This window comes from Caballeronia ptereochthonis, from assembly GCF_001545075.1.
GTDB lineage: Bacteria > Pseudomonadota > Gammaproteobacteria > Burkholderiales > Burkholderiaceae > Caballeronia > Caballeronia ptereochthonis.
This window is the reverse complement of sequence record NZ_FCOB02000031.1, coordinates 1-12645: the sequence shown is the minus strand read 5'-3', so window position 1 is coordinate 12645 and position 12645 is coordinate 1. Positions and strand designations below refer to the sequence as shown.

Here is a 12645-nt window from a genome sequence, read left to right as displayed (position 1 = left end):
TCAGTATTTGGTCACGAGGAGGCCGCCGTCGACACGGATGGCCTGTCCGACGCTGTAGGGCAGGCCGCCTGTCGCGAGCGTGCGCACGGTGGTCGCCACTTCCTGAGGGGCACCCCAGCGCTTGATGGCCGTGAGCCCCTGTTCCATCTGCACGTCATAGCGGGCGCGGGACGGGGCGGTCATCTCCGTTTCGATCAAACCGGGCTGCACCTCATAGACACTGACGCCATGCTCGGCGAGACGCAGCGAGAAGAGGGTGGTCGCCATCGACAGGCCGGCCTTCGACACGCAGTATTCGCTGCGCAAGGGCGAGGCGGCGACCGCGTTCGACGAGGTGATCGTGATGATGCTCGGATGCGGCGCGAGGCTCTTTCGCGAGCGGGCGAGGAAGTGCTTCGCAAACGTCTGGGTCAGGAAGAACGTGCCGCGCGTGTTGACGGCGATGCAGCGATCGAAGCTTTCGGGCGTCACATCGAGCAGGTCGCCGCGCGACATCACCGATACGCCCGCGTTGTTCACGAGGCAATCGATCGGGCCGTCGAGCCGCGCTTCGACATCGAGCAGCGTGGCCTGATGCGAGTCGATGTCGGCGAGATCGGACACGACCGCGATCGCGCGGGCGCCAGTCTGTTCGACCCCGGCGGCGGTCTGCGCGAGTTCGTCGGACGCTACCGCATCGGTGAGCGCCACATCGAACCCGGCGCGGCCGAGCTCGAGCGCGATCGCCCGGCCGATGCCGCGCCGGCTGCCGGTGACGAGTGCAATGGGACGTGCAACAGGGCGCGCGCTCATAACGATGCTCCGTTGGCGATCAGGTCGCGCGCGATGATCGTGCGCTGGATCTGGTTCGTGCCTTCATAGATCTGCGTGATCTTCGCATCGCGATAGAGCCGCTCGACCTCGTAGCCGCGAATGTAGCCGCTGCCGCCGAAGATCTGCACCGCGTTGGCGCTGTGCTTGACCGCCGTGTCGCCGGCGAAGCATTTCGCCATCGAGCAGGCGATGCTCGCGCGGTCGCCGGCTTCGAGACGTTCGGCCGCGTCGTGCACGAGCAAGCGCGCAGCCTGAATGTCCTTCGCCATGTCGGCGAGCATCCACTGGATTCCTTGAAATTCGGCGATATGGCTGCCGAACTGCTTGCGCGTCTGCGCGTACTCCAGCGCGGCTTCCAGCCCCGCCTGCGCGATCCCGACGGCCAGCGCCGCGATGCCGACGCGGCCCTTGTCGAGCGCGCTCATCATGATGTGAAAGCCGCGGCCTTCCTGTCCGAGCAAGGCGTCGTGCGGCAATGTCACGCGATCGAAATGCAGCTCGCCGACTTGCGAGGCGCGCTGCCCCATCTTGTGCTCCTTCGGGCCCTTCGATACGCCCGCCAGATGACAGTCGACGATAAAGATGCTCATGCCGCGCTTGCCCGCCGCCGGGTCGGTGCGCGCCAGCACGAAGGCCAGATCGGCGACCGGTGCGTTGTGAATCCAGAGCTTGGCGCCGTTCAGTTCCCATCCGTCGGCGGTGCGCGTCGCGGTGGTGCGGATGCCGGAGACGTCCGTGCCCGCGTCCGACTCGGTGATGCAGTAAGCCGGCCGGAGCTCGGCGCGCAACAACGGCTCCATGTATTTCGCGCGCTGGGCCTCGCTGCCATGCACGCTCAGCAGTGTGCCGACCAGTTCGAGCAGGCCGCACTGATCGGCGACCGACGCGTACCCGCGCGACAACTCTTCCATCACGAGCGCGTAGGCGGTGACGTCGAGCCCGGCGCCGCCGAACGCCTCCGGCACCGTGATGCCGAACAGGCCAAGCTCGCCCATCTGCCTGTAAATCTCCGCCGGAAAGCGCTCCTCGCGATCCAGTTCCTCAGCCAGAGGCCGAATGACTTCCTGTGCAAAGCGCCGTGTCGTGTCGCGGATTTGCTCGTGCGTTTCTGAGAGCTTCATGCTGTCTCCATGGGTATTGGTCGACCTGGTTTTTTTGCGGTGCCGCGCGTCGTGAAGGTAAACCCGAACGCCGCTCAATACCGCTTGAATTCAGATGTTTCGTGTGCCAACATTCGCAACAAGTAACCATCTGGTGGGTTATTTAAGACCAACGAATGGCCGCTGTCAATGGGTTTCGCGGCCGATCTGAAAGGAGGGTGTAGTGAACAAGTGGGCGGCTTCTGCTGACGCGGTCGAGCAGATTTTCGACGGCGCGACGATCGCGCTGGCGAGTAACGGTGGCGGTGTGCTCGAGGCGGATGCCGTGCTCGCGAAGCTCGAACAGCGTTTTCTCGAGACCGGACATCCGCGCGACCTGACGCTGGTGCACGCGCTCGGCATCGGCGACGGCAAGGGTAGCGGGCTTGGGCGTTTCGCCCATCCCGGCATGGTCAAGCGCGTGATCGGCGGGCACTGGAGCTGGGCGCCGGCGATGCAGCAGATGGCCAGGGACAACGCCTTCGAAGCTTACAGTTTCCCGGCTGGCGTGATTTCGACGCTGCTGCGGGAAATCGGCGCCGGCCGGCCCGGTCTGGTCACGCACGTGGGCTTGCGTACCTTCGTCGATCCGCGCCTGGACGGCGGAAAGATCAACGATCGTGCAACCGAGGACCTGGTCGAGCTGATCGAGCTGGATGGGCGGGAATACCTTCGCTACAAGCCGCTCAAGGTGGATTTCGCGATCGTGCGAGGCTCGTCGGCCGATGAGAGCGGCAACGTGACGCTGCGCCGCGAGCCCGCCGATCTCGACGTCTACGCCGCGGCGCTCGCGGCCCATAACTGCGGCGGCCGCGTGATCGTGCAGGTGAAGGAGCGCGAGCCTGCCGGCTACGTGCCGGCGCGGCTCGTGCGCATTCCCGGCATCCTCGTCGATACGCTCGTCGAAGCGCCAGAGCAGGTGCAATGCGTGGTGTCGGATTACGATCCGGCGCTCAGCGGCGAGGCGCCATGTGCCATTGGCGAGGGATTCTACGAAGTGCCGACGGGCATCCGCCGCATCATTGCCGCGCGCGCGGCGGCCGAGCTGCATGCCGGGCAGTCGGCGAATTTCGGCTTCGGCATTCCCGGCGGCATCCCCGCCTTGCTGGCGGAACAGGGGCGGCTCGGCACTTTCTGGGGATCGGTCGAGCAGGGCATCCACAACGGCGCGATGCTCGATGGTCCCATGTTCGGCACGGCGCGCAACGCGGACGCCATCCTGTCGAGTGTCGATCAGTTCGATTTCTACAGCGGCGGCGGTGTCGACGTCACTTTCCTGGGTATGGGCGAGATGGATGGCGAAGGCAACATCAACGTGTCGAAGCTCGGCTCGACGGTGGTCGGGCCGGGCGGTTTCATCGATATCACGCAGGGCGCACGAAAGATCGTGTTTTGCGGCAGTTTCGAAGCAAAGGGTCTCGCGGTTGAACAGGTTGGGGCGCGTTTGAACATCGTCTCGCCGGGCAGTGTGCCGAAGCTCGTCGAGCGCGTGCAGCACGTAACCTTCAGCGGCGAGCAGGCGCGCCGAAGCAGGCAGGAAGTGCTGTACGTGACCGAGCGCGCGGTGTTTCGACTCGAGGCAGAAGGAGTGCGCTTGATCGAAGTCGCGGAAGGCGTCGATGTCGAGCGCGATGTGCTGGTGCGAATGGCTTTTCGCCCGCTCGTCGACGAGGCATTGCTGGCTCGGACGAGGAGCGCTGCTTCCCGCGAGAAGGTTGCTTGACGTGGCGCGGGGAGCGGCTGCTGTGCGCTCCCCGCGCCAGAGCGTTCAGGGACGCACGAGCCGGAGGATGGTCTCGATATTGAAGTCGAGCCGGCTTTTCAGGGCGGCCTTGTCCATGAAGTCGATATCGAAGATGACACCGCTCGTGAACCGGTTCGTGAGGTAGTAGTAGCCGATCGCGGCCATGGTGATATGCAGTTGCCGCGCATCGACGCCGCTTCGGAACACGCCGGCTTCGACGCCGCGATCGAGTATGCGCTGCAACATCGAGATGAAATCGTGATGCAGCTCCTTGAACCGCTGAGACTTCTTTACGTGACGTGCCTTATGAAGATTCTCACTGTTGACGAGCGTCATGAACTCGGGATTGCGAAGGTAGTAGTTCCACGTATGGGTGGTGAGGGCAACGAGCGCCTCCTCCGGCGAAAGATGATCGAGATGCAGATTGAGTTCCGCCGAGCGGATATCGGCGTAGGCATCTTCGAGCACGGCGACGAAGAGCTCCTCCTTGCTGCCGAAGTAGTGATAGATCATCCGCTTGTTGGCTTTGGAGCGCGTCGCGATCGCTTCGACGCGGGCTCCGGCAAGACCGAACTTCGAGAATTCCTTTTTCGCGGCTTCGAGGATGCGAGCCCGCGTCACCTCGGGGTCACGCTGTCTGGGTTGGCGCGTGACACCCGTTTGTTCGGGTTTCGCCGCGCGACGCTGGGCAGTGGTGGCTACGGTCATGTGCTTGTCGGGAGATAGGGTTTGGGGCGCGCGTCGGCCCGCGCCCATGCCGGTGACTATAAACCAGATTGTCCGTCGTCAGGAAGTAACCGGGTGGTGCAGAATGGGCGCCGGAAAAACACGATGTCGATGCCAGAAGTCCGATGACTTCGGGTATCGCCATGCAAGGCTTATTTTGGAGGCGGTATGGAGAACTTGAGTGAACTGGCGGCGTCGCGGCGCTTGCCGAGCGAGCCGGTACGCACGTCGATGTTCATTGATGGCAAGGACTATCGTGGCGGCACGGGTGAATGGGTCGCGCGCAAGAGCCCCGGGCACGGCGTGCCTGTCACCGCCGCGATGCGTGCATCGGGCGGCGACCTCGATGTTGCAGTGACCGCCGCCCGGCGCGCGTTCGACGATGGCCGCTGGTCGCGTTTGTCCGGTGAGCAACGCGCGGCGGTCCTGCTGAAAGCGGCTCAATCGATTCGCGACAATGTCGAGACGCTGGCGTATCTCGAAACGCTCGAAAGCGGCAAGCCGATCGGCCAGTCGCGTGGCGAAGTCACCGCGGCGGCCGGTATCTGGGAATATGCGGCGGGCCTCGCTCGAGTCGTGCATGGCGACTCGCATGACACGCTCGGCCGCGACATGTTCGGATTGGTTCTGCGGCAGCCGGTTGGCGTCGTGGGTATCGTCACGCCGTGGAATTTTCCGTTCTTCATTCTCTCTGAACGCCTGCCGTTCGCGCTGGCGGCGGGATGCACCGTGGTCGTCAAGCCGGCGGAGCTGACTTCGACCACGACGCTCAAGCTTGCCGCGCTGCTCACCGAGGCGGGGCTTCCCGATGGCGTGGTCAACGTGGTGACGGGGCTTGGCTCGGTGGTCGGCCAGGCGCTTGCGGAGCACATGGACGTCGACATGATTTCGTTCACCGGCTCCACGCCGGTGGGTCGTTCGGTGCTTGCCGCTGCCGGCGGCAACATGAAAAAGGTCGGGCTCGAGCTGGGCGGCAAGAATCCGCAGATCGTCTTCGCCGACGCCGATCTCGACGACGCCGCCGACGCGATCGCGTTTGGCATCGCCTTCAACGCGGGGCAGTGCTGCGTGTCGGGCAGCCGTCTCATCGTGCACCGGTCGGTCGAACAGGAGCTCGTCGAGCGCGTGCAGGCCGTGCTTGCAAAAGTGCGCGTCGGCGATCCGCTCGATGCGTCCAATCACGTCGGCGCCATAGTCGAAGCACGTCAGTTCGACAAGATTCGCGGCTTCATCGACGCCGGCACGCGCGATGGCGCGCAACTCGTCTGCGGCGGCACCGCCAGCAATGAAGGCGAGCGCTTTTTCATCCAGCCGACGGTGTTTCGCAACGTGCAGCCCGGCAGTGCGCTCGCGCAGGAAGAAATCTTCGGGCCGGTCCTGTCGGTCACCGCGTTCGACAGCTTCGAGCAGGCGATCCAGTTGGCGAACGGCGTGCCGTACGGTCTCGCGGCGAGCATCTGGACCCGCGATCTGCAAGGCGCGTGCAAGAGCTTTCGCGATGTGCAGGCCGGACGCATCTGGGTGAACTGCACGATCACTGGCGGCCCCGAGCTGCCGATCGGCGGCGTCAAGCAATCGGGTGTCGGCCGGGAGACGGGGCGCTATGGCGTCGAGGAGTACACGGAATTGAAGTCCGTGCACGTTCAGCTCGGCAACCGGCCGCGCTGGATTGCGTGAGCGGCATTTCCAACGGAAGCGGTCGTGAAGAACCGTGTGAAACGCAGAATCGGAGACAGCAATGTATGACTATGTGATCGTGGGTGGTGGCCCGGCAGGCTGCGCCCTGGCGGCGCGTCTGACCGAAGACGCCGGCAGCCGGGTGTTGTTGCTCGAGGCGGGCCCCGCCGATACCGACCCCTACATCCATATGCCCGTCGGTTTCTTCAAGATGACGGGCGGGCCGTTGACGTGGGGCTATCGCACCGTGGCGGCGGCGGAAACGCAACGCCGGCAGATTCCGTTTGCGCAGGCGCGCGTGCTGGGCGGCGGCGGTTCCATCAATGCGATGGTCTATACGCGCGGCCAGCCAGCCGACTATGACGGCTGGGAACGCGACGGATGCACGGGCTGGGGCTTTCGTGACGGAGTGCTTCCGTATCTGCGCCGCATGGAGGACAACGAGCGCCTGTGCAATGAGTATCACGGCGTCGGCGGACCGCTGGGCGTATCCGATCTCATCAGCGTCAACGAACTGACCAAGGCCTTCGTGCTGGCCGGCCAGGAAGCAGGCTTGCCGTATAACAGCGATTTCAATGGTGCGCAGCAGGAAGGTGTCGGGGTCTATCAGGTCACCCAGCGCGGTGGCCGGCGTTGCAGCGCTGCGGTCGGCTATCTTCAGCAGGCCCGCTCGCGCAACAACCTGACCGTCAAGACGAATTGCCTGGTGTCGCGCATCGTGATCGAGAATGGCCGCGCGGTGGGCGTCGAATTCGCCGAACAGCACGCGCGCTCGAACGTCGCCGTTGCACGCGCCGAGCGCGAGGTGATCGTGACGGCGGGCGCGATCGGATCGCCGAAGCTGCTGATGCTCTCCGGCATCGGTCGCGCGGCCGATCTCGAGCGCGCGGGCGTCAGGCCCGTGCATGCGCTCGATGGCGTGGGCGCGAACCTGCAGGACCATTTCGACATCGATATCGTGTACGAGCTCAACGGTCCCTACAGCCTCGACAAGTACGCGAAGAAACACATGATGCTGCTCGCCGGGCTCGAATACAAAATCTTCAACAAGGGACCCGTCACATCGAACATCGCCGAGGGCGGGGCGTTCTGGTACTCCGGCAGCGATGTGCCGACCCCGGATCTTCAGTTCCACTTTCTGCCGGGCGCGGGCGTGGAAGCCGGCGTGCCGCCGGTGCCTTCAGGCTCCGGATGCACGCTCAACTCCTACTTCCTGCGCCCGAACAGCCGCGGGAGCGTGACGCTGAACAGCGCCGACCCCGCCGACGCACCGATCATCGACCCTGCCTACATTCGCGATCCATACGACCTCAAGGTGGCGGTGGAAGGGATCAGGCAGAGTCGCGAAATCATGAGCCAGCACGCGCTCTCCAAGTACATCAAGAGCGAGCACTTCCCGGGAGGCGATGTACGCACGCAGGCGCAATACGAGGAGTATGCGAAGCACTACGGGCGCACGGGCTATCACCCCGTCGGGACTTGCAAAATGGGCGTGGACGAGATGTCGGTGGTCGATCCGGAGTTGCGCGTGCGCGGCATCGAGGGTCTGCGGGTCGCGGATTCGTCCGTGATGCCGCGTATCGTCAGCTCCAACACCAACGCACCGACGCTGATGATCGCCGAGAAGGCCTCGGATCTGATTCGTGGGCGCGTGGCGGCTCAGTTGCCGGCGGCGGGTCAGCTGGCCGCGTATTCCGGTCGCACGTTGCGCGACAACACGGCGACGCTCGTGTAAGAGGCAGCGCCTGAATGAGACCTTGCTCAACCTGGCCTTCCAGCAAGCGTTAATAACTATCTGTCTATTTATAAAGTGAATGGGCAGTCATTCGTAGGAGACATCATGTCCAGACAAGATCACCGCTCGGCCGTTTCCCGCCGGGACTTCATGAAGCTCGGCGCCGGGGCCGCGTTTGCCGTGGCCGGCGGCGGCATCTCGGGCCTGTCGTTCGGCGCAGGGCAGACCACCCTGGCCTGTTCTTTCCGGTCGCTCACCAACCCGTACCACGCGGCTTTCAACAAGGGTGCGCAGAGCTTCGCCGCGAGCGTGGGTTTGCCGTATGTGCCGCTCACGACTGAAGGAAGCTCCGAAAAGGGCATTGCCGATATTCGTGCGCTGCTGCAAAGAACGGGGGGCAATCTCGTGCTCAACGTCGATCCGAACGATTCGGCCGACGCGCGCGTGATCGTCGAGGCGTGCTCGAAGGCGGGCGCGTTCGTGACGACCATCTGGAACAAGCCCAAAGATCTGCATCCGTGGGACTTCAACCCGAACTACGTTGCACATCTTTCGTACGACGGTGTCGCATATGGCGAGGAATCCGCCTCGCAACTGTTCAAGGCGATGGGCGGCAAGGGCGGCGTCGTCGCGCTCGGCGGCATTTTCAGCAACGTGCCGGCAATCGAACGCAAGGCCGGCCTTGATGCGGCACTGAAGAAGTTTCCCGACATTCAACTCCTCGACTTCCAGGTCGCCGACTGGAACTCGCAAAAGGCGTTTCCGATCATGCAAGCCTGGATGACGCGCTTCAACGCGAAGATCAAGGGTGTGTGGGCCGCGAACGACGATATGGCGCTTGGCGCAATCGAGGCGCTGCGCGCCGAAGGTCTCGCCGGCCAGATGCCGGTGACCGGCATGGACGGCACGCCGCCCGGACTGAGCGCGATCAAGGCTGGCGAGCTGATCGCGTCGGTCGACTGGGATCCGTACTGGCTGGGCGGGATCGGCCTGTCGATGGGTCTGCAGGCGAAGGAGAAGAAGATCGACGTGGCCACGTTGCCCAAGGACCGGCGCGAGTCGTATTGCAAGGCAACGTTCGTGACCAAGGCGAATGTGCAGGACGTCCTGAAGCGCGCGATTGCGCCAAATGGCGACTGGAACAACCTCTATGCCCGCGTCGCGGGTCCCGTGGTGTATCGATGAACAAGCTGACCGTAGCGCCCACCCGGCAGGCCGCACCCACAACAACAACCGGGACCAGGATGGAATCGAAGCAAGCGCTCGTGCGACGGTTTGCGCCCCTGCTGGTGCTGGTGGCGCTCGGTCTTTGCATCGGCGCGCTGAACCACGATTTCTTCGATCCGATGAACCTGTCGCGGATCGCGGTGGGTGCCGCGATTCCCCTCACCATTGCATTGGGCGCTGCGTTCGTGATTCAACTGGGCAGCATCGACCTTTCGGCGGAAGGCATTGTCGCGGTGGCGGCGATTGCGGTGTCGATGCTCGTCGAGAACTCGTATAACGATAACCACTTCGGGCTATGGGTGCTGGCAGTGGCGATCGCCGCAGGCGCGGTACTCGGCCTCGTCAATGGCGTGCTGCACGTGTTCCTGCGCATTCCCTCATTCATCACGACGTTGGCGATCGGTTTCGTCGCAACGGGAATCGGTACTGCGTGGTTGTCCGGGAACACGATTCGTGTGAGCGACCCCTCGCTGCGCGCGATCTCGATCACGCGCTACCTCGGGTTGCCTCTGTCCGTGTGGATCGCGGTGCTGGTCCTTGGAATCGCGTGGTTCGTCTACAAGCACACGCTGCTCGGCCGTCATACCCTGGCGATCGGCGGCGGCGAGGATCTGGCGCGCCTGAGCGGGGTGAGAGTCTCACGCGTGCGCATCGCGGTCTTCGCGCTGGCCGGGGCGTTCTACGGCGTGGCGGGCATCCTGGCCGTCGCGCAATACGGGCAGGGGCATGCACGTATCGCCGATGGTCAGCTGTTCGTGGCGATTACCGCGATCGTGGTGGGCGGCACGTCGCTGGCAGGCGGCAATGGCAGCCCGATGAATACGTTGATCGGCACGCTGATCGTCATCGTGCTCGGTAACGGCATGGTGCTGCTCGGCGTCCCGCCCTACGTGCAGCAGGGAATCCAGGGCGTATTGATCATCGCCGCCGTGACCCTCGCGCTCAATCGCTCGCGCCGGCGCATCGTCAAGTGAGCATGAGGAGAATAGACATGCTGTCACTCAAGAACGTCACCAAGCGATTTCCGGGCGTGCTCGCCCTGAACGACGTGTCCATCGAAGTCCGGCCGAACGAGATCGTCGGTCTGATCGGCGAGAACGGCGCGGGCAAATCGACGCTCATGAAGCTGCTGACCGGCGCATACCGCCAGGACAGCGGCGAGATCGAACTCGGCGGCAAGCCGCTCGTGATCCGCAATCCGCGCGACGCTACGGCCAAGGGCATCGCGATGGTCTATCAGGAGCAGTCCATTCTGCCGAACCTGACGGTTGCCGAAAACCTGTTCCTCGGCCGCGAGGAAGCGTTCGTCACGTTCGGCCGCGTGAACTGGACCAAGCTCAAGCGGGCGGCGAAGAAGGAGCTCGCGACAGTGCATCTGGATGTCGACCCGCTGACGCCGTGCGAGGACCTGTCGTTCGGTCAGCGGCAGATGGTGGAACTCGCGAGAGCCCTGTCGCTCGCGAGCCGGACAGGCGGTACGCCGATCATCCTGCTCGACGAGCCGACCTCCGTGCTCGAGGCCGGGGAGATCGAGATTCTGTTCGGGCTCGTGCGCGAGCTCAAGTCGCGGGCATCGTTCGTGTTCGTCTCGCACCGGCTCGATGAACTGCTGACGCTCAGCGATCGCGTGTACGTGATGAAGGATGGGAAAGTCGTGTCGGAGATGTCATCGGGCGATGCATCCGTGACGAAGCTCCACGAGCTGATGGTCGGCCGGTCCCTGCACAGCGAGTATTACCGCGAGAACCTGCAAAAGCCCTGCCGCACGGAGGTGGCGCTCTCGGTGCGCAACGCTTCGCTGGGTCACGTGCTCAACGACGTGTCGTTCGACGTGCGCTGCGGCGAAGTATTCGGCGTCGCGGGGGTGGTCGGGTCCGGCCGCGAGGAACTGTGCCGGGTCATCGCGGGGCTGGAAAAGCTCGATGCCGGCGAGGTGAGGGTGGGCGCTACGCGTCTCAAGCCGCAGGCGAATCATGCAGTGGCCCTGGGAATCGGATACGTTCCGCGCGAGCGAAAGGTGGAGGGGCTCGTCACGCAGATGAGCGTCGCGCAAAACCTCACGTTGCCTCGCCTGGGTGCGGTCAGCCGCGCCGGCGTCGTGCGCAAGGCGAGCGAGCGCGCGCTTGCCAACGAGTGGATCCAGCGTCTGCACATCAAGACGCCGGGTCCCGACGCGTCCTGCCGCAATCTCTCGGGTGGAAATCAGCAGAAGGTGGTACTCGCGAAGTGGCGTTTCGCGGGCAGCCGGATCCTCGTGCTCGATCATCCGACGCGCGGCCTCGATGTCGGCGCGAAGGAAGAGGTCTATCAGCTCATCCGCGAGCTGACGGCGGAGGGTGTGGCTGTCGTGCTGACCGGCGACACGCTCGAAGAGATCCTGGGGCTCAGCCACCGCGTGATGGTGATGCGCGACGGCCGCGCCGAGAAGATCCTGCCGTGCGAGGTTGGACATAAGCCGTCGCAGGTCGAAATCGTCGAACACATGGTCTGAGGTCAACATGCCACAAATGAACGCATCACTCGCGGCAAAGCTGCGCGACAACGCGCCCTTTCTCGCGCTCATCGTGCTGTATGTGCTGATCGAGATCGCGCAGCCGAGCTTTCTGGCGCCTTCGACACAGCTTGGCTTGCTCGCCGACAGCTCCACGCTCTTCATCATGGCGGCGGGCACGACCTTCGTCGTGTTGCTCGGCAGTATCGATCTTTCGCTGCAGGCCGTGGCGTCGTTGTCCAGCGTGATCGTCGCCATGTTGCTGCCGCGTTATGGGACGATGGCCGCGGTCGTCGCGCTCGCCGCATCGTTCGGCATCGGACTGCTCTCCGGCATGATCCAGACTGTGCTGCGCATTCCGTCGTTCATCGCGACGCTCGCGGTAGGCGGGATCGCTTCGGCCGCTGCGCTGACGCTCTCCGGTACCCGCTCCATCGGCATCAGCGACGAGATGCGCAACGCCTCGCTCGGCTGGACCACGGGCTCTTCGTTTGGCGTGCCGCACGAAATCCTGCTGGGCATCGCGGTGTTCGCATTCTGTGTGTTTCTGCATCGCTCGACGGTCTTCGGCCGTCACACGGATGCGATCGGCGCAGGCGAGCCAGCGGCGATCGCCGCGGGCGTGCGCGTGTCGGTAACCAAATGCCTCGTGTTCGGAACGTCGTCGTTTTTCGCCGGGCTTGCGGGTGTCGTAATGGCGGGGCGTCTGGGAAGCGGGTCGCCCACGCTGGCAGATCAGTTCCTGCTGCCCGCCATCGCCGCGGTGATCGTCGGCGGCACGGCGTTGACGGGCGGTGCGGGCGGCATCGGCCGGACACTCGTCGGTGCGCTCCTGGTGTCGGTGGCGCGTGTCGGCATGACGTTCGTCGGCATCAGCGTATTTGCGCAGCAGATCGTGTTCGGGCTGATTTTGATCGTCGCGGTGACGGTGGCTTTCGATCGTTCGAAGGTGCTGATCATCAAGTGAGTTTGGAAGGATCTGTTGAAGGAAGGGTTTGCTCATGAAAATTCTGGTGCCAGTCAAGAGGGTGGTCGACTACAACGTGAAGGTCCGGGTGAAGTCGGACAACACGGGAGTCGATATCGCCAACGT

10 protein-coding genes and 1 pseudogene are annotated in these 12645 nt (G+C 64.1%); 8 read left to right on the top strand and 3 right to left on the bottom strand.

Going from position 1 to position 12645, the window contains the following annotated elements; translation table 11 throughout:
• Window positions 1–792, bottom strand: a complete 792-nt coding sequence (locus AWB83_RS27410; protein WP_087048770.1) for a 3-ketoacyl-ACP reductase — start codon at window positions 790–792, stop codon at window positions 1–3.
• Window positions 789–1934: an acyl-CoA dehydrogenase family protein gene (locus AWB83_RS27405; protein ID WP_087048769.1), complete on the bottom strand. Its 1146-nt coding sequence runs from the start codon at window positions 1932–1934 to the stop codon at window positions 789–791. Before AWB83_RS27405 ends, AWB83_RS27410 begins: the two co-directional genes overlap by 4 nt.
• Before the next feature lie 202 nt (window positions 1935–2136).
• On the opposite strand from AWB83_RS27405, the gene AWB83_RS27400 reads away from it, so the two are divergent.
• The gene (locus tag AWB83_RS27400) at window positions 2137–3675 is read left to right on the top strand and encodes an acyl CoA:acetate/3-ketoacid CoA transferase (protein ID WP_087048768.1); all 1539 of its coding nucleotides are present in this window, start codon (window positions 2137–2139) and stop codon (window positions 3673–3675) included.
• Between the two features lie 45 nt (window positions 3676–3720).
• Here the strand turns inward: AWB83_RS27400 and AWB83_RS27395 are convergent, their stop codons facing one another.
• Entirely contained in the window at window positions 3721–4404 is a 684-nt protein-coding gene (locus AWB83_RS27395) for a TetR/AcrR family transcriptional regulator (RefSeq protein ID WP_087048767.1), read from the bottom strand.
• A gap of 186 nt (window positions 4405–4590) precedes the next feature.
• Between AWB83_RS27395 and AWB83_RS27390 the strand changes: the two genes are divergently transcribed.
• From AWB83_RS27390 to AWB83_RS35825, 7 genes and pseudogenes are all read left to right on the top strand, one after another.
• Window positions 4591–6099 carry an aldehyde dehydrogenase family protein gene (locus AWB83_RS27390; protein ID WP_087048766.1) on the top strand — a complete coding sequence of 503 codons (1509 nt, stop codon included), beginning with the start codon at window positions 4591–4593 and terminating at the stop codon, window positions 6097–6099.
• 61 nt (window positions 6100–6160) lie between these two features.
• Window positions 6161–7834, top strand: coding sequence for a GMC family oxidoreductase (locus AWB83_RS27385; RefSeq protein ID WP_087048765.1), 1674 nt, complete (start codon window positions 6161–6163; stop codon window positions 7832–7834).
• A 105-nt stretch (window positions 7835–7939) separates the two neighbouring features.
• On the top strand, window positions 7940–9019 hold the full coding sequence (locus AWB83_RS27380; RefSeq protein WP_087048764.1) for a sugar ABC transporter substrate-binding protein: 1080 nt from the start codon (window positions 7940–7942) through the stop codon (window positions 9017–9019).
• Window positions 9016–10035 carry an ABC transporter permease gene (locus AWB83_RS27375; protein ID WP_087048763.1) on the top strand — a complete coding sequence of 340 codons (1020 nt, stop codon included), beginning with the start codon at window positions 9016–9018 and terminating at the stop codon, window positions 10033–10035. Before AWB83_RS27380 ends, AWB83_RS27375 begins: the two co-directional genes overlap by 4 nt.
• Before the next feature lie 17 nt (window positions 10036–10052).
• Complete coding sequence (locus tag AWB83_RS27370) at window positions 10053–11552, top strand: sugar ABC transporter ATP-binding protein (protein WP_087048762.1); 1500 nt, start codon at window positions 10053–10055, stop codon at window positions 11550–11552.
• A gap of 16 nt (window positions 11553–11568) precedes the next feature.
• Window positions 11569–12519, top strand: a complete 951-nt coding sequence (locus tag AWB83_RS27365; RefSeq protein WP_244197906.1) for an ABC transporter permease — start codon at window positions 11569–11571, stop codon at window positions 12517–12519.
• Window positions 12520–12553: 34 nt separating this feature from the next.
• Window positions 12554–12645 (top strand): annotated as a pseudogene (locus AWB83_RS35825) (electron transfer flavoprotein subunit beta/FixA family protein); the annotation flags it as partial.